Below are 21,654 nucleotides of genomic sequence, written 5' to 3' on the forward strand. Positions count from 1 at the left end.
CCCCACGCCCCGGTGTTAGAAGACTCCCCAGTGTGGTGTTCGGGGTGGGGGACACACCAACCGCCACATTGGGTGCGTGGGACGCACCGAACGCCACATTGGGTGCGTCTGACGCACCCAATGCCACATTGGGGCGCTGGCCTTGCGCTGTGGACAACCTCAGGCGCCGGCCTGACGCTGTGGACAACTCGCGCCGAGGCTTCCGGAACTGTCGGTGCTCGCCGGTAGCGTGGAATCGGGGGCTGCTCAGCCCGGAAAGCCGTGAAGGCCTCCTTACCGGCCGTAGAAGCCGGTAAGGAGGCCTTCACGGCACTCGGAAGAGCCTCAGGAACCCGGCTTGCTCGCCGTCGGCGACAGCGGCTTCACGCCGTTTCCGTTGCCGTTCGCCGGCTTGGTCGCCGGGCCGTTCTGCTTCGGGGCGTTGGCCGGCTTCGCGGTCTGGGCGGGCTTGGGCGCCGCGGCCTTCACCGCCGGCTTCGCCGAAGCCGGGATCGACGGCTGGACCACCGGCACGACCGGTGCCGACGGCGTCGTGGGGGACTCCGCACCCGAGTCGCCGCCCACCAGCTTGGACGCCTGGGGGATCACCGCTTCCTCCGGCAGCGTCGCGAGCTGCGTCTCGCTGCGGTTGAGGATGTCCTCCGCCGCCGCCAGGCTCTTGCGCGCCTGCTCGCGGATCTCCGCCAGCCGCTCGACCTTGCGGTTCGCCGCCGTCGTGCGCTGGGCCGCCTGGGTCGTCGCCTCGTCGAGCCGGCGACGGGCCTCCGCCGTGGCCTCGTCGAGGCGCCGCTTGGCCTCCGCCGTCGCCTCCGCGAGCCGGCGCTCGGCCTGGTTCTTGCTCGCCGTGCGCTGGTCGGCGACGTGCTTCTCCAGCGCCGCCTTCTGGGCCGCCTGGGATGCGTCGAACTCGCGCTCGAGCTTCCGCCGCTTCCGCTCCGCCTCGTTGTCCAGCAGCTCGCGCCGCTGGGCCGCCTCGACGGTCAGCCGCTGCACCTCCGCGCGCGTCTCGGCGAGCGCGTTCTCGTGCTCCGAGTGCAGCAGGTCGGCCTGCTTGTCCAGCTCCGCGACGAGCTTCGTGTACCGCTCGCGCAGCTTCGTCGACGCCGCGGTCGAGCCCGCCCACGTCTTCTCCGCGGCGGCCTCGGCGCGCTTGATGATCTCGTCCGCACGGGCCTGCGCGAGCGTGACCGTCCGCTGCATCCGCTCGTCGAGGTCCTCGAGCCGCTCCGGCGGCTTCTTCAGCTCCTCGATGCGCGCTTCCAGCGAAGCCACCTGCGAACGGATCGACTCGGCCTCGCGGGTCGCGGCGGCGGCCTGCGCCACCGCGGCGTCACGATCGCTGATCACGCGGCGCAGCTGGGCCTCGACGTGGTCGAGGTACTGCCGGACTTCGTTGCGGTCGAAGCCGTGCCAGGCCTGCGTGTATTCACGACGAAGGGGGAGAAGGCCGTTGAGGGCGGTTGCGGCGGGGTCGCGCTCAGGAACCATGCGCCCGACCGTACCCGGGCACAGTGCGCTTACGCCGGTCGGCTTAACAAATCACCGACACGTGTCGCGACCTCGGCGGCGCGTCGCCGGAATGGCCGCAGCCGGAAAACGCAGAGTCACCAGTGCAGTGTCACCAATGGAAGCCGCGCGAAAGCCGGGCGAGCGCCATCGCCGCGCGCGAGAGGTGTTTCTCGCCACGCCCGATCTTCAACTCGCCCGAACCGCCCGCCGCGGTCGAATCCGGGAAGATCCGGAAACCCTGGTACGCGACGGCGTCGGTGAGGCCCGGCGTGAGCGTGTAGGCCAGCCCGATCGCCTGCCCGGCCGGCGTCCCGATGTGCTTGGGCCGTTCGACGAGCGCCTTCATCACCATGTCCGCGGCCTGTTCCGGCGACTTCGTCGGGAACGCGTCGTAGATCTTCGTCGGGCGGATCATCGGCGTGCGCACGAGCGGCATGTGAATGGTGGTGAACGTGATCCCGTCGCCGTGCGTCTCGGTCGCCGCGATCCGCGAGAAGTAGTCCAGCGCCGCCTTCGACGCCGCGTACGCCGAGAAGCGCGGCGCGATGCCCTGCACGCCGATCGACGACACGTTCACGATGTGCCCGAACTTCCGCTCCGACATGTGCGGCAGCACCGCGAGGATCAGCCGGACCGCGCCGAAGTAGTTGATCGCCATCGCGCGCTCGTAGTCGTGCATCCGGTCGTAGGACAGCTTGATCGACCGGCGGATCGACCGGCCGGCGTTGTTGACCAGCATGTCGATCCGGCCGTGCTCGGCGAGCATCGCGTCGACGGCCTTGTGCACCGAGTCCTCGTCGGTGAGGTCGGCCGGGTACACCGACGCCGTGCCGCCGGCGGCGACGATCTCGTCGCGGACCTCTTCGAGCTCGTGCTGGCGGCGCGCGACGAGCAGCGGGACGCCGCCGGCCGCCGCGACCTTCAGCGCCGTCGCGCGGCCGATGCCCGAGGACGCGCCGGTGATGATCACGCGGCGGCCGTCCAGTTCGCCGCGCGGGCCGTGCTTGCGCGCGCGGAAGGGGTCGAGGTGCTCGCGCCAGTAGCGCCACAGCGTCGGCGCGTACTCCTCCAGCCGCGGCACCTCGACCGTGCCCGCGAGGGCCTTGCGCGTCTCGGCCGAGGAGAACACCGACGGGAACGCCATGGTGTCCAGCAGCACCGGCGGGATGCCGAACCGCTCCATGACGGCGTCGCGGGCGATGGTGACGCCGGGGATGTGCTCGGTCAGCTTGACCAGCCCGACGATCCGCTTGGAGAGGCCTTCGCCGAGCTGCGCGGTGATCGTCGGCGCGCCCGCGGCCTTCGCGAAGGCGTTGTACACGGACACGACCGGCTGCGGTTCGGGGTTGACCAGGTGGAAGGCGTGGCCGTCGAGGCCGGGCTTGACGACCAGTTCGAGCAGCGCCTTGGCGACGTAGTCGACCGGCACGATGTTGGTGTCGCCGAGGTCGGGGCCGACGAGCGGCAGGACGTCCGGCAGCCCGGCGAGCCGGTTGATCGCGGGGAAGAGGTAGTACGGGCCGTCGATCTTGTCCATCTCGCCGGTCTCGGAGTGCCCGACGACGACCGCGGGCCGGTAGACCCGCCACGGCACCTCGTCCTGCTCGCGGACGATCTTCTCGGCCTCGAACTTGGTCCGGTGGTACGGCGTGACCAGCCGCTGCCCGGCGTCGAACATCTCCTCGGTGAACACGCCTTCGTGGTCGCCCGCGACGGCCACCGAAGACACGTGGTGCAGGCACCCGGCGCGCAGGTCCGCGGCGAGGGCCACGACGGCGCGCGTGCCGTCCACATTGGCCTTGATGCTTTCTTCGTCGTCGGCGGTCAGGTCGTAGAGCGCGGCCAGGTGCACGACGTGGTCGACACCGCCGCGCAGTGCGTCGCGGTCCGCTTCGGACACGCCGAGCAGCGGCTCGCCGAGGTCGCCGGTGACCAGCGTGACGCGGTCGGAGTGCGGCCACTGGTCGACCAGCGCGGCCAGCTTCGCCTTCGAGGACGCGCGCACGAGCAGCGCGACGCGGTCGTCGTCGGGGCGGGAGAGCAGCAGCCGGGTGAACTGGCGCCCGATCAGTCCGGTCGCCCCGGTCACCAAGAACGTCGCCATCGTCTTCACACCTCTCGCCCGCATCCCTGACCCTGGGCATTCTGCTGCATCCGGGCGTCAGTGACCACCTTGCGGCGACGTGAAGTTACTCACCGGTAACTTAGGCGGGGTCGGCGACGACGACGCGGTTTTCCTCGTAGCCGTCCGAGCCGCCGACCCAGCGGCCCCCGCACGTCACCAGGACCACGCGGTGCGGGCCGGACTGGCCGAACAGGTCCTCGGCCCGCGCGGGCAGGTCGTCCTTGTGCACCGTGACCAGCTGGGAGATCCGGTAGCGCCGGGGTTTGCCCGCACTGTCCACAATGGTCACGACGGCGCCGATCTCCGCGCTCCAGAGCTCGGCGAACGGCCCGGTGGCGCCCCGCCAGTTCACGTGCCCGGCGAAGACGCTCGCCCCGCCGGCGGCGTCCAGCTCGGCGCCCCACCAGGTCGCTTGGCCCAGGTCGTCGGGGATCGGCAGCTCGCCGCCGGGGCCGAGGTCCTTGCGCACCAGGGTGGCCGTGCCGCCGGCGGGCAGCCGGACGGTGCCGGGTCGCTGCGCAGGCGGTGGCGGTGGTGACGGTGGCGGCGCGGTCGAGGTCTGGGCGGCCGGCGCCGCGCTCGTCGTGACCGGCGGTGGTGGCGCGGGAGTGGACGGACGCGCCGCCGGAGCGGCGGCGCCCGCGGCGGGCAGCGCGGTGCCGGCCACGACGGCGACCGGCGCCGAGGTGACCACGGTGCTGCCGAACTGCACCGCGAGCACCGTGGCCGCGCCGAGTGCGAAACCGGCGATCAAGCGGTTTCGGCCGGCCTTCGACGAGGCTGCCTTCCGGCGGCGGCCGCTCTGCCGGAAGTCGGCGGCTCGCCAGTCGGTGCCCCGCCGGTCGCCGCCGAGCTGCCCGTCGCCGCCGGTTTGCCGGTCACCGCCTCGCCATTCGTCGACGAACCAGCTGTCGTCCTGCCAGTCGTTGCCTGCCATCCCGGACTACCTGCGCGAAGCCCGCCGCGCGGCGAAGCCGGCCAGTCCGGCGCCCACCAGCACCAGCAGGCCGAGCCCGGCCAGGCCCGGCACCGAGTAGCTCGTCTCGACCGCGCCCCGGGCCTGGACGACCGGCGCGCCGCCGGCCGGGATCGCGCGCGGTACCTCGTTCGGCTTGTTCGCCACGGTCAGCGCGAGAGTCTCGCCCGGCTTGACCGTGCCGCACGCCGACGGCGGGTTTTCCGGGTCGTACGCGTTCGTGTACCCCGGCGGCGGGCCGGCCTCCACGACGCAGATGTCCTGCGGAGCGCGCAGGTTCTCGATCGTCACGCCGCCGGTCGTGCCGTCGGTGGTGACCACCGCGGGCTTCCCGTCGGCACCGGTGAGCGGCTTGCCGTCCTGGCCCAGTGCCGCCGACGTCTTGTCCTTGCCGGTGATCCGCAGGACCGTGCCGCCGACGCCCTTGCCCGTGTTCGCGTCGGTCTTGGTCACCTTGACCTGTCCCGGCTTGGTGAGCGCGACGACACCCTGCGCTGTCAGAGCCTTCTCGCCGCCGGTGGAGACGACGCGCTGCTTCGCGGTGTCCACCGGCGCCCGCACGTACGGGCGGTCGGCCGGCGCGGACAGCGACGCCACGAGCTTCGGCCGGTCGCCGGTCGGCGTCAGCTTCACCTGCGCGGTGCCGTCGGCGCCGGTCTCGAGCGTGACGTCCTTCGCGGCGGCCTGCGGGCTCGCGTTCCCCGCGGTGGCGGCGGCGTCCTCGCCGACCGTCGCGGCGGTCGCCGTCAGCTTCACCGGGACGCCCGGGACGCCCTTGCCCTTCGCGTTCTTGACGGTGACCGTCCAGGCGGCGGGTTCGCCGAGGCGCTGGTCGCCTTCGGGGACGGTCACCGACGCCGTCCACGGGCCGCGGTTGGCCGCCGCCTCGGTCTTCAGCGTTTCGACGGCGGCCTGGGCGCCCGCGGGCAGGCCCTTGAGGTGGAACGGGGCGTCGTAGCCGAGCTTCGCGGCGGGCAGCGACGCGTCGAGGTCCGCGGGGGTGCGCGGCGCCGAGGTCCAGGAGTGCAGCAGGTGCGCCAGCGCCGCGGCCTCGTCCGGCTTCTTCGTGTCGCCGTAGCGCAGCAGCAGGTACGAGATGTCGGCCGCCTGGTCGGTGGGGAGCTTCGTGCCCCACTTGGTGAGCAGCTCGTCGCCGGGCCGGTAGACCTCGTCGGTGTCCGGCGCCTTCAGCTGGAAGCTCACGCAGAAGACCTGCTGCCCGCCGACGACGTAGGAACCCAGCCAGTTCCGGCTACCGGTGCCCGCCTGGCCCGGCTCGACCGCGTGGCCGATGCCTTCCCGGCTCGCGGCGGACGCGGCGGGGGCGCCGACGGTCACGGAAAGCGTGCTCAGCACGGCCGCGGCGACCAGGCCGGTGAGCGCGCGGGGGCGTGTCGACCACCTCATGGTGTTTAGGCTCCTTCGTCGGCCGCGCGGCGACGGCACAGGCGTCTCCGCAGGTCACACGATTGATCAGCTCCCCGACGCGCGTACGGTGAACGACCGGGCACGCCAGGTGAGCGTCGCGCCGAGGGGGCCGGACTGTCTACCGCCCTTCGGGTGGCGGTCGCCGAACGGTCGTGATCCCGGTCGCATACCGTGTCTGCCGTGGCCACGGACTCGCCGTCGAGTAAAGTCGTCTTTACTCGACGGGAACCGCACGTACCCGGCGGTCGTTGAACCCGATGCAGCGTCGATCCATGAAGCAGCAGATCCAGGAGGATCAGGTGCGTTCCAGTAGCAACCCGGCGTTCCGCAACCTGCCCCGCGGCGGAACCCAGACTCACGGGCAGTACGGGCCCCCGGTGGGCTTCAACCAGACCCAGGGCGGTGTGCCCGGGTACGGTCCCGGCCAGGTCACCTCCGGCGACGACGACCGGCCGATGACCGTCGACGACGTCGTCGTCAAGACCGGCATGAGCCTCGGCGTCGCGCTGCTCGTCGGGATCGTGACCGCGATCTGGGCCCAGAACCAGCTGGCCGAAACCGGCCGGCTCTCCGGTGCCCTGATCGGCGCGATGATCGGCGGCCTGGTCGTCGGGCTCGTCATCTCGCTGGTGATCATCTTCCGGCAGAAGCCGAGCGGCCCGCTGACGCTGGTGTACTCGGCCGCCGAAGGTCTTTTCCTCGGCGCGCTGAGCGGCGTGTTCGAGGTGATCTACCCGGGCATCGCGCTGCAGGCGATCATCGGCACCGTCGGTGTCTTCATCGGCATGCTGGTGCTCTACAAGACCGGCGCGGTCAAGGTGACGCCGAAGCTGACCAAGTGGATCGTCGGGGCCGTCGTCGGCGTCGCGATCCTGATGCTGTTCAACCTGATCAGCTCGTTCGCCTTCGGGTTCAACCCGCTGCGCGACGGCAGCCCGCTCGCCATCGCCTTCAGCATCCTCTGCATCGGTATCGCGGCCTTCAGCTTCCTGCTCGACTTCGACCAGGCCGACCGGATGATCCGCGAGGGCATGCCGTCGAAGTGGGCCTGGTACACCGCGTTCGGCCTGATGACGACGCTCGTCTGGCTGTACCTGGAGATCCTGCGGTTGCTGTCCTATCTTCGTGAGTAACCTGGCTCACAGTCCTGCAGTGAAGGCGCTCCGTAATCAACGGGGCGCCTTTTCTGTGGGTAATTCGTGCATCGGGGGACCCCGGTGCCGACCGTGCTCACCCTGCGTGTTGGATGGCCCGGTCGGTTCTTCATTTCACATGTGTGAGGTTCACAGTGAGCGTTCCCCCTCCGGCCCCCGGGGGCCAGCAGCCGGTGGGTCAGCCCGATCCCTACGGGCCGCCTCCGGGCGGTCAGCCGCGGCAGCAGTACGGCCAGCAGGGCCAGTACGGCGCGCCCGGCACCCCGCCGCAGGGGCAGCCCGGTCAGTACGGCCCGCCGCCGGGCCAGTACCCACCGCCGCCCGGCCAGCCCGGCTTCCCGCCCGCACCGCCGGCCCCGCCGAAGAAGTCGAAGGCCGGCCGGTTCATCGGCCTCGGCATCGGCCTCGTCGTGCTCATCGGCGTCGTGGTCGCCGGGATCGTGGCGTTCACGAACTCGCCGGCCAGCTCCAACGTCGGTGACTGCCTGACGATCACCCAGTTCACCACCGGCGGCGACGACCCGGTCAAGGCCGACTGCGCCGACGTGAACGCGAACGTGAAGATCGGCGCCAAGCGCGACAACGCGAGCGACGAGTGCCCGGGCGGCGCCGAATCCCCCTACGACACCTACTCGGTCACCGGCCGCAGCTCGTACAAGCTGTGCCTGATGGTCAACGCCAAGCAGGGCGACTGCCTCGCGAACCTCACCTCGAAGACCGAGGGGTACAAGAAGGTGCCCTGCACCGACCCGACCGGCGAAGCCGAGGTCGTGAAGGTCGTCGACGGCCAGGCGGACAAGACCGCGTGCGGGACGGACGAAAACGTCATCGCCGTGGCGTACCCGGAGCCCGCCCGGACGATGTGCTTCAAGGCCAAGAAGTAAGGATCCGCGTCGAACGGCCCCTCGCCCACCGGTGAGGGGCCGTTCGCCGTTCGGGGCAGCCGGACTGCTCCGTTCGTCCCACACCGAGTTCGTCCCACACTGTGCGACGGGCTGCGGCGAAGCGATCATCGGACCTAACTTGGGTCGTCCTTCCCGCGCGAGCCTGGAGTACTGGTGGCGACGACCGAATCCCCCGCCGGCGAAAAGAAGTTCCTCGAGTTCCCCACGTCCTGCGCCGCGCCCGTCCCGCGGCCGGAAGAGCCCGTCCGCGTCGTCCCGCTGGCCGTCGCCGGCGTCCTCGCGGCCGGCCTGACCTGGTACGCCTGGGCGAGCCAGGGCGCCAAGTTCGGCGTTTTGCTGCTGCTCGGCCTGGGCCTCGGGCTGGCGCTGTTCCACTCGCGGTTCGGCTTCACTTCGGCGTGGCGGCAGCTCATCGCCGTCGGCAACGGCCAGGGCCTGCGCGCCCACACCCTCCTGCTCGGCACCGCCGCGACGCTGATCGCGCTGATCGCGGGCACCGGCGCCGGGCTCTTCGGCAGCAAGCCGGCGCTGACGGCCGGCCCGCTCGGGCTCGCCCTCTTCGTCGGCGCCACGCTCTTCGCGATCGGCATGCAGCTCGGCGGCGCGTGCGCGTCCGGCACGTTGTTCGCGGTCGGGTCGGGCCAGTCGACGATCGTCCTGACGCTGGGCGGATTCATCACCGGGTCGGTGCTCTACACGTGGGCGTACCCGGCGCTGAGCGGCTGGCCGGAGCTCAAGGGCGTGCTGCTGGCCGACCACGTCGGCTGGTTCGGTTCGTGGGCGATCACGATCGCCGTGCTCGCCGGGATCGTCCTGGTCACCCGCGCGGTGCAGCGGCGCCGCACGCCACCGCCGGTGGACGTCGTGCCGACCGCGCACGGCTTCGCGCGCGTCTTCCGCGGCTCGTGGCCGATCCTCGTCGGCGCGGTCGTGCTGGGCGTGCTGGCCGGCGCGGTGTTCCTGGTCTCCGGCGGGATCTGGGGCGTCACGAGCGCGTTCTCGTTGTGGGGAGCCAAGATCCTGCAGGTGTTCGGGCTGCACCCGGAGTCCTGGGAGTTCTGGCAGCAGAAGTCCAACGCGACGTCGCTGGCCGGCCCGATCTGGAAGGACAAGAACAGCCTCACCGACATCGGGATCATGATCGGCGCGGCGGTGGCCGCCGCGGCCGCGGGCGCGTGGAAGATCCACAGCTCGATCCCGTGGCGCACGGCGGTCGCCGCCATCCTGGGCGGGATCATGATGGGCGTCGGCGCGCGGATGGCGGGCGGCTGCAACATCGGCGCGTACCTCGGCGGCATCTCGACCGGCAGCCTGCACGGCTGGCTGTGGGGCGTGTTCGCGCTCGGCGGCACGTGGATCGGGCTGAAGCTGCGGCCGCTGTTCGGGCTCGCGAACCCGGTGCCGACCGACAGCATCTGCTGAGTTTTTTGTCGGAGTCCCCCGGTACTCTCGCGGACGAATCCACGAACTGGGGGACTTCTTCCTTATGACTACGCAAAGAACCGGCTCGGCGCCGAACGGTGACGCGCTCGACGCCGGTGTCCTGAAGGTGGCCTCCGTGGTCGTCCTCGGCGCCATCATGGCGATCCTGGACACCACGGTCGTCAACGTCGCGCTGCAGAAGCTGACGATCGAGTTCTCGACGTCGTTCGACGTCATCCAGTGGGTCGCCACGGGCTACCTGCTGGCGCTGGCCACCGTGATCCCGGTCACCGGCTGGGCGTCCGACCGCTTCGGCACCAAGCGGCTCTACATGCTCGCGATCGTGTTGTTCCTGGCCGGGTCGATGCTCGCGGGGGCGGCCTGGAACATCGAAACGCTGATCATCTTCCGCGTCCTGCAGGGCTTCGGCGGCGGCATGCTGATGCCGTGCGGCATGACGATCCTGACCCGCGCGGCCGGCCCGCAGCGGATCGGGCGCGTGATGGCGGTGCTGGGCGTGCCGATGCTGCTCGGCCCGATCGGCGGCCCGATCCTGGGCGGCTGGCTCGTCGACGCGGTGAGCTGGCGCTGGATCTTCTTCATCAACGTGCCGATCGGCGTCGTCACGCTGCTGCTGTCGTGGCGGCTGCTGCCGAAGGACGACCCGGAAGCCACCGGGCGCTTCGACTTCGTGGGCATGCTGATGGTGTCGCCGGGCCTGGCGGCGCTGATCTTCGGCGTCTCGAAGGTCCCGTCCGCGGGCGGGTTCGGCGCGGTCGAGGTGTGGCTGCCGGTGCTGGCCGGAGTGGCGCTGCTGGTCGCTTTCGTGGTGCGCGCGCTGCGCGTGGCCAACCCGCTGGTGGACCTGCGGCTGTTCAAGAACCGGTCGTTCACGATCGCGATGGTGACGATGTCGCTGTTCTTCGTCGCGTTCCTCGGCGGGATGATGCTGCTGCCGACGTACTTCCTGCTGGTGCGCGGCGAAACGACGCTGCACGCGGGCCTGTTGCTGGCCCCGCAGGGCTTCGGCGCGATGCTCATGATGCCGATCACCGGCCGGCTGGCCGACAAGGTGGGCGCGCGCAAGATCGTGCTGCCGGGCATGGTGCTGCTCGTCGGCTCGATGGCGATGCTGACCCAGGTCACCGCGACCACGCCGTATTGGGTCCTGCTGTCGGCGCTGTTCGTGATGGGCCTCGGCATGGGCTGCACGATGATGCCGATCACGACGTCCGCGCTGCAGACGTTGCAGCCGAAGGACATGGCCCGGGCCTCGACGGCGACGAACATCGTCCAGCAGACGGCGGGCGCGATCGGGTCGGCGGTGATGGCGACGATCCTGGCGGCCCTGCTGGCGGGCAAGTTCGGCGTCCCGACGGCCCAGGGCCAGCTGGCGGCGACGGCGGCGATCCTGAACCCGGCATCCCATGAAGCGGCGACCGGCTTGGCGGCGGACGCCTTCTCGACGACGTTCGTGTGGTCGCTGGTCCTGGTGGTGCTGTGCGTGATCCCGGCGTTGTTCCTGCCGAAGTCCCGCCCGGTGGCCCCGGCCCCGTCGGAAGGCGACGAGATCACGCCCCCGGTGATGGTCCACTAGCGCCGAAGCGCCCCAATGTGGCGTTGGTTGCGTCTGACGCACCCAATGTGGCGTTCGGTGCGTCAGACGCACCGAACGCCACATTGGGGCGCATGGGCCGGGGTCTCAGGAGAGGCGCTCGATGATCAGCGCCATGCCCTGGCCGCCGCCCACGCACATCGTCTCCAGGCCGAACTGCTTGTCGTGGTGCTGCAGGGAGTTGATCAGCGTCGACGTGATGCGCGCGCCCGTCATGCCGAACGGGTGGCCGACCGCGATCGCGCCGCCGTTGACGTTCAGGCGGTCCAGGTCGATGCCCAGGTCGCGGTACGACGGGATGACCTGAGCCGCGAACGCCTCGTTGATCTCGACCAGGTCGATGTCGCCGATCGACAGCCCCGCGCGGGACAGCGCCTGCTTGGACGCCTCCACCGGCCCGTAGCCCATGATCTCCGGGGAAAGACCCGTCACGCCGGTCGACACGATCCGCGCCAGCGGCGTCAGGCCCAGCTCGCGCGCCTTCGTGTCGGACATGATGACCAGCGCCGCCGCGCCGTCGTTGAGGGCGCAGCAGTTGCCCGCCGTCACGCGGCCGTCCGGGCGGAACACCGGCTTGAGCCCGGAGACGCCGTCCAGGGTGACGCCGGCGCGCGGGCCGTCGTCCTTGGAGACGACCGTCCCGTCCGGGAGGGTCACCGGGGTGATGTCCTTGGCCCAGAAGCCGTCGGCGATGGCCTTCTCGGCGAGGTTCTGGGAGCGGACGCCGAACTCGTCCATGTCCTCGCGCGTGACGCCCTTCAGCCGCGCGAGGTTCTCCGCGGTCTGGCCCATCGCGATGTAGACGTCCGGGACGTCCCCGGAGGTGCGCGGGTCGGTCCAGCTGTCGGTGCCGGACTCGGCGGTCGCGGCGGTGCGCTTCTCGGCGTCGGCGAACAGCGGGTTGTGCGTGTCCGGCCAGGAGTCCGAGCTGCCCTTGGCGAACCGCGAGACGGTCTCGACGCCGGCCGAGATGAAGACGTCGCCCTCGCCGGCCTTGATCGCGTGGAACGCCATCCGGGTGGTCTGCAAGCTGGACGAGCAGTAGCGGGTGACGGTGCAGCCGGGCAGGTGGTCGTAACCGAGCTCGACGGCGACCGCGCGGCCCATGTTGAACCCGGACTCGCCGCCCGGCAGGCCGCAGCCCAGCATCAGGTCGTCGATGTCGGCGGGGTCGAGCTGCGGCACCTTGGCCAGCGCCGCCTGGACCATCTGCACGGTGAGGTCGTCGGGCCGCATGCTGACCAGCGAGCCCTTCCCGGCGCGGCCGATCGGCGAGCGAGCGGTGGAGACGATGACGGCTTCAGGCATGACGTGACACATCCTCGTATCGCGAGCTAAGCGGCTAAGCGGTTGCTCACTAGTGTGCCGTGAACCACGCTCCGGGCAAAGCCGAACGCGACCAACGCAACAGCCGGCTGGCAGGATCACCCCGTGGGGAACCAGGTGGAGCGAGTGCTGCGGACCAGGACCATCGTGCTGTGAGGAGCCGGGCTGCTGGTGGTCGCCGGGGCCGCGGCCACCCTGCTGCTCACCCTCCTGGGCGGCGGGCACCCCGAGGACTCCGCCTGGCGGCAGCGGTCGGCCGAACTGGATCTCACGCAGAAGGACCACGACGCCACCGAACGCCGGATCACCGAGATCTACGGCAAGGCCGCCGACCAGCTCGGCAGCGACAAGGCGCCGGTCCGGCTCGCCGGGCTGTACTCGCTGGAACGGCTCGCCGGCGGGTACCCGGAGCACCGGCAGACCATCGTCAACGTCCTCTGCCCCTACCTGCGGATGCCGTTCAAGAACAACGCGAAGAACGCGGAGGAGCTGCAGGTCCGCAAGACCGCCCGGACGCATCCTGCACCTGCGTCCGGGCCCCGTCGAACGACCGAACGACGGCTTCTGGCCGGACGCCGACCTCGACTTCTCCGGGGCGACGCTCGTCGGGCTGACCCTCACCCACTGCTCGATCCGGTCGATCGGGTGCTTCGAAACCAGGTTTGTCGAACCCGCTTCCTTTGACGACACCGAATTCCGCACCAAACCGGATTTCAGCCAGGCGCACTTCGCCGGCCGTGCCGATTTCCGCGGAACCGTTTTCGGTGGTCGCAAGGCTGGGAAGAACGCCCGATCCCGACCGGACGGGTGGTCGCAATTGACACGAAAGGCCGATCCGGGGCGACCGGAGGGCCGGTAAGATTGTCGCACCAAAGGAAAGGTCGCCATTCCTCATGCGGCCCTCGGGCCGGTACGAGCAGCTTGGTGGCTGCCGGCGGTCTCCTCCGGGCGGCCCGACCTCGCGGACGCTGCCCGGCATCGCCGACGCGCACCCGGAGGCCCCCGGAGCCGGGGTCTCCCCGCGAGTGGACAACGCCACCGGTCGGCCGTTTAGGCTGGCGGCGTGGAGTACGCAGAGCACATCGCAGACCTCGTGGGCAACACCCCCCTGGTCCAGCTGAACTCGTTGACCAAGGGGCTCAAGCCGCTCGTGCTGGCCAAGGTCGAGTACCTGAACCCGGGTGGCTCGGTCAAGGACCGGATCGCGCTGCGCATGATCGAGGCGGCCGAACGCTCCGGCGAGCTGCGCCCCGGCGGCACGATCGTGGAACCGACGTCCGGCAACACCGGCGTCGGGCTGGCCATGGTCGCGCAGCGCAAGGGCTACCAGTGCGTCTTCGTCTGCCCGGACAAGGTCAGCGAAGACAAGCGCAACGTCCTCAAGGCCTACGGCGCCCGCGTCGTGGTGTGCCCGACCGCGGTGGCGCCCGAGCACCCGGACTCCTACTACAACGTCTCCGACCGCCTGGTCCGCGAGATCGACGGCGCCTGGAAGCCCAACCAGTACGCCAACGCGCAGAACCCGGAGAGCCACTACCTCTCCACCGGCCCCGAGCTGTGGAAGCAGACCGACGGCAAGATCACGCACTTCGTCGCGGGCGTCGGCACCGGCGGCACGATCTCCGGCACCGGCAAGTACCTCAAGGAGGTCAGCGACGGCGCCGTGCAGGTGGTCGGCGCCGACCCGGAAGGCTCGGTCTACTCCGGCGGCAGCGGCCGCCCGTACCTGGTCGAAGGCGTCGGCGAGGACTTCTGGCCGGACACGTACGACCGGAACATCGCCGACGAGATCATTCCGATCTCCGACGCCGACTCGTTCCAGGTCACGCGCCGGCTCGCCCTCGAGGAGGGCCTGCTGGTCGGCGGCTCCTGCGGGATGGCCGTCGCGGCCGCGCTGAAGCTCGCCGAGCGGCTCACCGAGGACGACGTCGTGGTCGTGCTGCTGCCCGACGGCGGCCGCGGCTACCTGACGAAGGTGTTCAACGACACCTGGATGTCCTCCTACGGCTTCCTGCCGCCCGACTCCTCCGGCGCGACGGTCGCCGACGTCCTCACGAAGAAGAGCGGCTCGCTGCCCAACCTCGTCCACTCGCACCCCAACGAGACGGTCGCCGAGGCCATCGCGATCCTGGCCGAGTTCGGCGTCAGCCAGATGCCCGTGGTCAGCGCGGAGCCGCCGGTGATGGCCGCCGAGGTCGTCGGCGCGGTCAACGAGCGTGACCTGCTCGAGGCGCTGTTCACCGGCAAGGCCCAGCTGGCCGACCGGCTCGACCGGCACATGTCGCCGCCGCTGCCGACCATCGGCGGCGGTGAGCAGGTGGGTGCCGCGATGACGGCGCTCGAGGGTGCCGACGGCGCGCTCGTGCTGGTCGACGGCAAGCCGGCCGGGGTCGTCACCCGCCACGACCTGCTGGGCTTCCTCGCCGGTCGCTGAGCGGGAGCTGTGAAAGTACCTGATCGGCGCACCCGGCCGGGGCGTTACGAGCGCCCTGCCGGGTGATCCGATAGCGTGAGCGCAAATAGAACAATTTCGCGTCCTCGTCAAGGGGGTTCAAGACCCACATGAGTGCACCGCAGCCACCGAACCAGCCGTGGGGTGGCGGCCAGCCACCTCAGGGCCCGCCGAGTGGCCCCCAGCCGCAGCAGGACAACCCGTTCGGCAGCCCGGAACCGACCCAGGTCGTGCAGCCCGCCCAGCCCCAGGGCGGTTCCCCGTTCGGGGAGACGCCCGAACCGACGCAGGTCGTCCAGCCGGGCCACCCGGGTGACGGCGGGGCGGGCGCGACCCAGGCGATGCCGCCGGTCGACGCGAACGCGACGCAGTGGGTGAACCCGGCCGGCGGCGACGCCCCGGTCGCGGACTCCACGCAGCTGGTTCCGCCGGGCTCCCAGCCGCCGGCGATCCCGTACACCCCGCCGCCGAGCGCGGCGGACAACCCGGCCGCGGCGTTCGGCCAGCAGCCGGGCGGGTACGGCCAGCAGGGTGGCTTCGGCCAGCCGGGCCAGCAGGGCGGATACGGCCAGCAGCAGCCGGGCTTCGGCCAGCCGGGTCAGCCCGGCCAGCCGCCGCAGGGCTTCGGTGGTCCCGGGTTCGGCGGCCCCCAGCAGCCCGGCTTCGGTGGTCAGCCGCCGCAGTTCGGCGGACCGTCGGCCGGGGGCAACGGCCTGTTCGGCTACATCGCCGGCGGCGTGGTCGCTCTCCTGGGCCTGGTCGCGCTGATCATCGCCTTCAACTACATGGGCGACGCGAGCGACTACTCGTCGCTCGTCGGGGACACTCGGAACCAGGAGCTGATCCAGAAGGCGCTCGACGCCGCCGGGATCGTCGGCCCGGGCCTGGTCTGGTTCTACGTGGTCATGATCCTGCTGGGCGCGCTGATCTCCCTCGCCGGCGGTGTCGGGCTGGCGCTCGTGGGCAAGCTGGGCGGGCTCAAGAAGTTCGTCCCGATCGCGATCGTTGCGGGCGGTGCGCTGCTCGCGATCTTCGCGCTGCTGCTCAAGATCGGCATGACGCCGAACGCCGGTGTGCTCGCCGGGGCCTCCGCGTCCGAGCGGGACACCTTCGGCCTCGGGCTCCCGCCGCTGATCCTCGGCGTGCTGATCCTCATCGTGGGCGTGCTCGGGCTCATCCCGGCGACGCGGCAGTTCGTCGGCCTCGGTGGCGGCGGTGCCGCGCCGGGCGGCCCGCAGGGCTTCGGCGGACCGCCGCAGGGTGGTTTCGGTGGCCCGCAGCAGCCGGGCGGCTTCGGCCAGCCGGGCCAGCAGGGGCAGCCGGGCGGGTTCGGGCAGCAGCCGGGCTACGGCCAGCCGGGACAGCCGCCGCAGGGGTACGGCCAGCAGCCGGGCTACGGCCAGCCGGGCGGGCCGAACCCGTCGAGCGGCGGGTTCCCGCAGCCGTCGAGCGGCGGCTTCCAGCAGCCGGGCCAGCCGCCGCAGCAGAGCGGGTACGGCCAGCAGCAGGGCTACCCGCAGCAGCAGCAGCCGGGGCAGCCGCCGCAGGGCTGGGGCCAGCCCCCTGGCCAGCAGGGACCGCCCAGCGGCGGGTTCGGCCAGCCCGGCCAGCCGCCGCAGCAACAGCAGTGGTGAACTAGTACACCAAAGCGTGCCCCGGAGCCCATTCGGCTCCGGGGCACGCTGCATTCACAGCCCGATGCGCAATTGTCCGAAATGGACAACAGTGCGGTATCGCCGGCCATTCGGATCACGTGACAGCATTTCTGCCGCTACCGCAGGAAAATGATCTTGGGTTCCGCCGTCCGGCCGAATTCCGTTCTCTTCCGGAGTCTCTTCCCCCTTTCCCGACTAGGGTGAACGCCGTAGTCCCGCTCTGCTGATGGGGGAGTTGTGACCGGTCCACGCGGAAATCCGGTGTCGCGTTCGCATTCGTATTCATCGACTCGGCCGTCCGGAGTAACGGCGATCCTCGCCGGCCTGCTCGGACTGGCCGCCGCCGTCGCCGCGGGATATGTACCGGTCCGGATCTTTCTGGACATGCCCGCCGAATTCAGCCTCGGTGCCCTGCCGGGCTGGGTCCTCGTGGACCTCGCCGCCTACCTCGGTGCCGGGCTCGTGCTCCTGCTCGGCGCGTTGACGACGCTGTTCCGCGCGACGGCGGGCGCGATCCTGCTCGGCCTGGGTGCCCTGCTGGCCATCGGGGCGCTGCTGGTGGAGCCGCTGTCGGTGGGCGTGCCGCTGGCGCGGTTCACGGACGCGATGTTCACCCACGGCGGGTTCGCGATGGTCGACCGGGTGGGCCTGGCCGGCTTGGCGGTGCTGGTGCTGGTGCTGGCGTTCCTGCCGCCGACCTTCCGCTACCTGCGCTACCGCACGCCGGCCGTGCCGATGTGGGCCGGCCAGGAGGCCTATTCGACCCGGAGCTGGTGACCCGCGCCGATCACGGACCGTGATCGACCGTATCCTCGGCCACCGTGATCCGAACCGAAGGCCGGACGGCGCTCGCCGCCGCGGTGCTCGCCCTGCTCGGCGGGCTGCTCTACCTGGCCGGGCTCGTGCTGGACGTCGTCGCGCTCGTCCGGTTCCCCGGTGACGCCGGCCGCGTCGCCGTCCACGCCGCGGTCGACGCCGTGCTCGCCTCGACGCTGCTGCCCGGCGGCGTCCTGCTGCTGCGCCGGCAGCCGGCCGGCCGGATCGGCTGCATCGCCGGGAGCTCGGCGGCACTGCTCGCGACGCTGACGTCGGCGGGCCTCACGGCCGCCGGGCTCACCTTCGCCGACTTCGGTGGTCCGGGTTCCCTGGCGATGGGCGGGCTGGCCGCGCTGGCTCTGGTGGCGCCGCCGGCCGTGGTCACGCTGCTGCTCGCGGTGTCGGAGCCTGCGGCCCGGTGGTGCGGTACTGAGATCCGTCCCACCTGACGGGAATGCCGGGGCCGCGCCGTACGCTTACGCCATGGTGGACGACTACTCCGTACTGGGATTCGAGACTCGCGCGATCCACGCCGGTCAGAAGCCAGACCCCCGCACCGGCGCCGTGATCGTGCCGATCTACCAGACCTCGACCTACGCGCAGGACGGCGTGGGCGGGACCCGCGAGGGCGACTACGAGTACTCGCGCACCGCGAACCCGACCCGCTCGGCGCTGGAGGAGGCGCTGGCCTCGCTGGAAGGCGGCCGGCACGCGCTGGCCTACGCGTCCGGCATGGCGGCCTCCGACGTGGTGCTGCGCAGTACCCTGCGCCCCGGCGACCACCTGGTGCTCGGCAACGACGCGTACGGCGGCACGTTCCGCCTGATCGACAAGGTGCTCAGCCTGTGGGGCGTCGAGCACACGGTGGCCAACCTGGCCGACCTCGACGACGTGCGCGCGGCCATCCGGCCCGAAACCAAGCTGATCTGGTGCGAGACGCCGACCAACCCGCTGCTCGGCATCGCCGACATCGCCGCGCTGGCCGGGGTCGCGCACGACGCCGGCGCCCGCCTGGTGGTCGACAACACCTTCGCGACGCCGTACCTGCAGAACCCGCTGTCGCTCGGCGCGGACATCGTCCTGCACTCGACGACGAAGTACCTCGGCGGCCACTCCGACGTCGTCGGCGGCGCGGTGATCACGAACGAGGACGAGCTGCGCGAGCAGCTGTTCTACCTGCGCAACGCCGCGGGCGCGGTGCCCGGGCCGTTCGACGCGTGGCTGACGCTGCGCGGCATCAAGACGCTGGCCCTGCGCATGGAGCGGCACAGCGACAACGCCGAGCTGATCGTGCAGGCGCTGGTCAAGCACCCGAAGGTCGCGAAGGTCTACTACCCGGGCCTGCCGGAGCACCCCGGCCACGAGACGGCGGCGAAGCAGATGCGCCGCTTCGGCGGGATGGTCTCGTTCAGCCACGCGGACGGCGAGCAGGCGGCGCTGGAAGTGGCGTCCCGCACGAAGCTGTTCATCCTGGCGGAGTCGCTGGGCGGCATCGAGTCGCTGATCGAGCACCCGGGCAAGATGACCCACGCGAGCACGGCGGGCTCGACCCTGCAGGTCCCGGCGGACCTGCTGCGCCTGTCGGTCGGCATCGAAGACGGCCGTGACCTGGTCGCGGACCTGCTGACCGCCCTCGGCTGAGTCTCCAGCGCCCCAATGCGGCGTTCGGTGCGTGGGACGCACCGAACGCCACATTGGGTGCGTCTGACGCACCCAATGCCACATTGGGGCGGTTGGGGTGAGGGGCACAGCGAGGTGAGCCGGCCGGTGCGAAGCTCGGCCGGCGGTTGGCGTCGGAGAGCCTGCGGTCAGGGGTTGTAGTTGCCGTGCACGACGCCGCCCGACTTCGGGGTGCCCGTCGCCGGCAGGGTCGCGCCGTCCACGCAGCCGCCCACCAGCTCCACGTGGCTGTCGTGGCGGATGTACTGGGCCGGGGAGCCGCACGAGGCGCTGTCCACCGTGAAGTACGCCGCTCCGGTGAGGGCGGCCGCCGAGGCCACGCCGATCACCAGCGGGAGCAGGCCGGCCGACCGGGTCGCGCGACTCCGCCGGGTGGCGTCCGCGTCGTTCCCCCGTGCCATGGTTGCTCCCTGTTTACCGTGTGTTGACACGCCCAGAGTACCCGGCCTCCGGTCCGGTCAACCTGTGGAGTTCCTGAGTGGCATAACCTCCGGCCATGGAACTCGTGACCATCGAGCGGATCCAGGCCGCCCGGGAACTCTTACGCGGAGTGACCCGGGTGACGCCGATGGAGCACGCGCGCGACCTGCGCAAGCTCCACGGCGGTCCGGTGCACCTGAAGTGCGAAAACCTGCAGCGCACGGGGTCGTTCAAGATCCGCGGCGCCTACACCCGCATCCACGGCCTGAGCCAGGCCGAGCGCGACCGCGGCGTCGTTGCGGCCAGTGCCGGCAACCACGCGCAGGGCGTCGCGCTCGCGTCGTCGTTGCTCGGCGCCCAGTCCACTGTCTTCATGCCGCTGCGGGCGCCACTGCCGAAGCTCGCCGCCACCCGCGGGTACGGCGCCGACGTCCACCTCCACGGCGCGCTGCTGGAAGAGACCCTCGCCGCGGCGATCGAGTTCGGCGAGCGGACCGGGGCGGTGTTCATCCACCCCTTCGACCACGCGGACGTCATCGCCGGCCAGGGCACCGTCGGCCTCGAGATCCTCGAGCAGGTGCCGGGCGTGAAGACGATCCTGGTCGCGACCGGCGGCGGCGGGCTGGTCGGCGGGGTCGCGTCGGCGGTCAAGGCGGTGCGCCCGGACGTCCGCGTCGTCGGCGTGCAGGCCGAAGAGGCGGCCGCGTACCCGCCGTCGCTGGTCCAGGGCGCGCCGGTCCGGCTGAGCTCGACCTCGACGATGGCCGACGGGATCGCGGTCGGCGAGCCGGGCCCGGTCAGTTTCGCGCACGTCGCGTCGCTGGTGGACGACGTCGTGACGGTCTCCGAGCAGTCCCTCTCCCGCGCGGTGCTGCTCTGCCTGGAGCGCCGCAAGCTGGTGGTGGAGCCGGCGGGCGCGGCGACGGTCGCGGCGCTGCTGCAGCACCCCGGCATCTTCGAGCCCCCGGTGGTCGCGATCCTCTCGGGCGGCAACGTCGACCCGGTGCTGCTCCTGCAGATCATCCAGCACGGCATGACGGCGGGCGGCCGCTACCTGCGCCTCCACCTGCGGGTCCCGGACCGCCCGGGGTCGCTGGTCGGGGTGCTGTCCTGCGTGAGCGAACTCGGCGCGAACGTCCTCGACGTCGAGCACTCGCGAATCTCCGGCAGCCTCGACCTCGGCGAGGCGGATGTCGTCCTGGCACTCGAAACCCGCGGACCCGAGCACTGCAAGGACCTCGAGATCGCGCTGACGAACGCCGGCTACACGGTTGTCTGACACTTCTTTCGGGGGTTCCGGATGGCGGAGCCCCCGGCCCGGGGCGAAGCCCCCGATGTCACGGTTGTTCGCCGGTGATGGCCGCGAGGGCCAGGTCCTTCGCCGGCTCGGGCACGTCCGTCGGCGCGGTGAAGCGGCGGGCCCGGATGTGGGCGACCAGGTCCGGGTCCGGCGGCACCCCGTGTTCGCGCAGGTAGTACGCCACCGCGCCGGGCCACGCCCACGCGCCGTCGGTGCGGAAGTTCATCGGCACCGCGTCCGCGCGGTCCGGGGCGAACGCGTCCGGGCCGTTGCTGCGCGAGGCCAGGATGACCGGCGCCGCGTCGAGGTACGCCAGCACCCGCTCGGCCTCGGCCGGGATCAGCTGCTGACGGCGGACGAGCGGCTTGCCCGACGCGTCGACGCCGTCGTAGATCCGGGGCGTGCGGACTTCGCCGCCGGAAACCGGCGGGGTCAGCCCGGCGCGCTCACGCAGCCAGCCGGGGATGCGCTCGTCGGCGCGCGGGAAGAAGCGCAGCTCGTCCTGGAAGCCGAGGGGCGGCGGCTGCTGCCGGAACGGCGGTTCGAGGTCCGGCCGCACGAAGTCGACGTCGGGCGGCTGCCCCGGCGCGAAGACGAAGATCGCGCCGAGCCAGGTGCCGAGCCCGGGCTGGTACATGCCCGACCGCAGCAGCCCGAGCAGGCGCACTGCCTCCGGCGGCGGCTGCACCGGCCGGGGAAGCCCGTCCGGGCCGGTCACCAGCAGCTCGGTTTCGACGTGCCGGCCGGCGGCGCGGTACTCGACGCGCAGCTGCTGCCACCCCGGCGGCACCTGCGCCGTGAGCGCCGCGCCGATCTGCCGGACGAGCTCGTGGCGCTGCTCCGGCCGCAACGGTCCCGGTGGCTGGGTCAT

18 protein-coding genes are annotated in these 21,654 nt (G+C 71.5%); 11 read left to right on the top strand and 7 right to left on the bottom strand.

What is annotated here, in order from left to right:
* Window positions 1-324: 324 nt before the first annotated feature.
* From ACZ4TR_RS07520 to ACZ4TR_RS07535, 4 genes are all read right to left on the bottom strand, one after another.
* On the bottom strand, window positions 325-1,488 hold the full coding sequence (locus ACZ4TR_RS07520; RefSeq protein WP_465286197.1) for a cell division protein DivIVA: 1,164 nt from the start codon (window positions 1,486-1,488) through the stop codon (window positions 325-327).
* Window positions 1,489-1,618: 130 nt separating this feature from the next.
* The gene (locus tag ACZ4TR_RS07525) at window positions 1,619-3,613 is read right to left on the bottom strand and encodes an SDR family oxidoreductase (RefSeq protein WP_364528150.1); all 1,995 of its coding nucleotides are present in this window, start codon (window positions 3,611-3,613) and stop codon (window positions 1,619-1,621) included.
* A 100-nt stretch (window positions 3,614-3,713) separates the two neighbouring features.
* Window positions 3,714-4,571, bottom strand: a complete 858-nt coding sequence (locus ACZ4TR_RS07530; protein WP_465286198.1) for a class F sortase — start codon at window positions 4,569-4,571, stop codon at window positions 3,714-3,716.
* Window positions 4,572-4,577: 6 nt separating this feature from the next.
* A complete protein-coding gene (locus ACZ4TR_RS07535) occupies window positions 4,578-6,017 on the bottom strand; it encodes a hypothetical protein (RefSeq protein WP_465286199.1) in 1,440 nt (479 codons plus the stop codon).
* 320 nt (window positions 6,018-6,337) lie between these two features.
* Here ACZ4TR_RS07535 and ACZ4TR_RS07540 point away from each other — a divergent pair, with 320 nt between their 5' ends.
* The 4 genes from ACZ4TR_RS07540 (at window position 6,338) to ACZ4TR_RS07555 (ending at window position 11,116) form a co-directional block, all read left to right on the top strand.
* Window positions 6,338-7,171 (top strand): Bax inhibitor-1/YccA family protein, encoded by an 834-nt coding sequence (locus ACZ4TR_RS07540; protein WP_465286316.1) that lies wholly within the window; start codon window positions 6,338-6,340, stop codon window positions 7,169-7,171.
* A gap of 155 nt (window positions 7,172-7,326) precedes the next feature.
* Window positions 7,327-8,076: an LppU/SCO3897 family protein gene (locus ACZ4TR_RS07545; protein ID WP_465286200.1), complete on the top strand. Its 750-nt coding sequence runs from the start codon at window positions 7,327-7,329 to the stop codon at window positions 8,074-8,076.
* 174 nt (window positions 8,077-8,250) lie between these two features.
* Window positions 8,251-9,519 (top strand): YeeE/YedE family protein, encoded by a 1,269-nt coding sequence (locus tag ACZ4TR_RS07550; RefSeq protein ID WP_465286201.1) that lies wholly within the window; start codon window positions 8,251-8,253, stop codon window positions 9,517-9,519.
* A gap of 64 nt (window positions 9,520-9,583) precedes the next feature.
* A complete protein-coding gene (locus ACZ4TR_RS07555; RefSeq protein ID WP_465286202.1) occupies window positions 9,584-11,116 on the top strand; it encodes a DHA2 family efflux MFS transporter permease subunit in 1,533 nt (510 codons plus the stop codon).
* A gap of 105 nt (window positions 11,117-11,221) precedes the next feature.
* On the opposite strand, the gene ACZ4TR_RS07560 is transcribed toward ACZ4TR_RS07555, so the two are convergent.
* Window positions 11,222-12,442 carry an acetyl-CoA C-acetyltransferase gene (locus ACZ4TR_RS07560; protein ID WP_465286203.1) on the bottom strand — a complete coding sequence of 407 codons (1,221 nt, stop codon included), beginning with the start codon at window positions 12,440-12,442 and terminating at the stop codon, window positions 11,222-11,224.
* A gap of 189 nt (window positions 12,443-12,631) precedes the next feature.
* On the opposite strand from ACZ4TR_RS07560, the gene ACZ4TR_RS07565 reads away from it, so the two are divergent.
* From ACZ4TR_RS07565 to ACZ4TR_RS07590, 6 genes are all read left to right on the top strand, one after another.
* Entirely contained in the window at window positions 12,632-13,144 is a 513-nt protein-coding gene (locus tag ACZ4TR_RS07565; RefSeq protein ID WP_465286204.1) for a hypothetical protein, read from the top strand.
* 379 nt (window positions 13,145-13,523) lie between these two features.
* Complete coding sequence (locus ACZ4TR_RS07570; protein ID WP_465286205.1) at window positions 13,524-14,894, top strand: cystathionine beta-synthase; 1,371 nt, start codon at window positions 13,524-13,526, stop codon at window positions 14,892-14,894.
* Between the two features lie 128 nt (window positions 14,895-15,022).
* Window positions 15,023-16,546 carry a hypothetical protein gene (locus tag ACZ4TR_RS07575; protein WP_465286206.1) on the top strand — a complete coding sequence of 508 codons (1,524 nt, stop codon included), beginning with the start codon at window positions 15,023-15,025 and terminating at the stop codon, window positions 16,544-16,546.
* A gap of 405 nt (window positions 16,547-16,951) precedes the next feature.
* Complete coding sequence (locus ACZ4TR_RS07580) at window positions 16,952-17,344, top strand: hypothetical protein (protein ID WP_465286207.1); 393 nt, start codon at window positions 16,952-16,954, stop codon at window positions 17,342-17,344.
* Between the two features lie 44 nt (window positions 17,345-17,388).
* A complete protein-coding gene (locus ACZ4TR_RS07585; RefSeq protein ID WP_465286208.1) occupies window positions 17,389-17,832 on the top strand; it encodes a hypothetical protein in 444 nt (147 codons plus the stop codon).
* Between the two features lie 34 nt (window positions 17,833-17,866).
* Window positions 17,867-19,024 carry a cystathionine gamma-synthase gene (locus tag ACZ4TR_RS07590; protein ID WP_364529230.1) on the top strand — a complete coding sequence of 386 codons (1,158 nt, stop codon included), beginning with the start codon at window positions 17,867-17,869 and terminating at the stop codon, window positions 19,022-19,024.
* A gap of 167 nt (window positions 19,025-19,191) precedes the next feature.
* Here ACZ4TR_RS07590 and ACZ4TR_RS07595 read toward each other — a convergent pair whose 3' ends face one another.
* Window positions 19,192-19,464 (bottom strand): hypothetical protein, encoded by a 273-nt coding sequence (locus ACZ4TR_RS07595; RefSeq protein WP_364523876.1) that lies wholly within the window; start codon window positions 19,462-19,464, stop codon window positions 19,192-19,194.
* Window positions 19,465-19,559: 95 nt separating this feature from the next.
* On the opposite strand from ACZ4TR_RS07595, the gene ilvA reads away from it, so the two are divergent.
* Complete coding sequence (gene ilvA, locus ACZ4TR_RS07600; protein WP_465286209.1) at window positions 19,560-20,762, top strand: threonine ammonia-lyase; 1,203 nt, start codon at window positions 19,560-19,562, stop codon at window positions 20,760-20,762.
* Window positions 20,763-20,820: 58 nt separating this feature from the next.
* Here ilvA and ACZ4TR_RS07605 read toward each other — a convergent pair whose 3' ends face one another.
* Window positions 20,821-21,654 (bottom strand): ferredoxin, encoded by an 834-nt coding sequence (locus ACZ4TR_RS07605; protein WP_465286210.1) that lies wholly within the window; start codon window positions 21,652-21,654, stop codon window positions 20,821-20,823.

The organism is Amycolatopsis sp. NPDC028719 (assembly GCF_055565395.1).

Bases quoted from the DNA above. Each gene is read 5' to 3' on its own strand.
- ACZ4TR_RS07520 (WP_465286197.1), bottom strand. From the start codon at position 1,488: ATGGTTCCTGAGCGCGACCCCGCCGCAACCGCCCTCAACGGCCTTCTC.
- ACZ4TR_RS07525 (WP_364528150.1), bottom strand. From the start codon at position 3,613: ATGGCGACGTTCTTGGTGACCGGGGCGACCGGACTGATCGGGCGCCAG.
- ACZ4TR_RS07530 (WP_465286198.1), bottom strand. From the start codon at position 4,571: ATGGCAGGCAACGACTGGCAGGACGACAGCTGGTTCGTCGACGAATGG.
- ACZ4TR_RS07535 (WP_465286199.1), bottom strand. From the start codon at position 6,017: ATGAGGTGGTCGACACGCCCCCGCGCGCTCACCGGCCTGGTCGCCGCG.
- ACZ4TR_RS07555 (WP_465286202.1), top strand. From the start codon at position 9,584: ATGACTACGCAAAGAACCGGCTCGGCGCCGAACGGTGACGCGCTCGAC.
- ACZ4TR_RS07560 (WP_465286203.1), bottom strand. From the start codon at position 12,442: ATGCCTGAAGCCGTCATCGTCTCCACCGCTCGCTCGCCGATCGGCCGC.
- ACZ4TR_RS07575 (WP_465286206.1), top strand. From the start codon at position 15,023: ATGAGTGCACCGCAGCCACCGAACCAGCCGTGGGGTGGCGGCCAGCCA.
- ACZ4TR_RS07580 (WP_465286207.1), top strand. From the start codon at position 16,952: ATGCCCGCCGAATTCAGCCTCGGTGCCCTGCCGGGCTGGGTCCTCGTG.
- ACZ4TR_RS07590 (WP_364529230.1), top strand. From the start codon at position 17,867: ATGGTGGACGACTACTCCGTACTGGGATTCGAGACTCGCGCGATCCAC.
- ACZ4TR_RS07595 (WP_364523876.1), bottom strand. From the start codon at position 19,464: ATGGCACGGGGGAACGACGCGGACGCCACCCGGCGGAGTCGCGCGACC.
- ilvA (WP_465286209.1), top strand. From the start codon at position 19,560: ATGGAACTCGTGACCATCGAGCGGATCCAGGCCGCCCGGGAACTCTTA.
- ACZ4TR_RS07605 (WP_465286210.1), bottom strand. From the start codon at position 21,654: ATGACCCAGCCACCGGGACCGTTGCGGCCGGAGCAGCGCCACGAGCTC.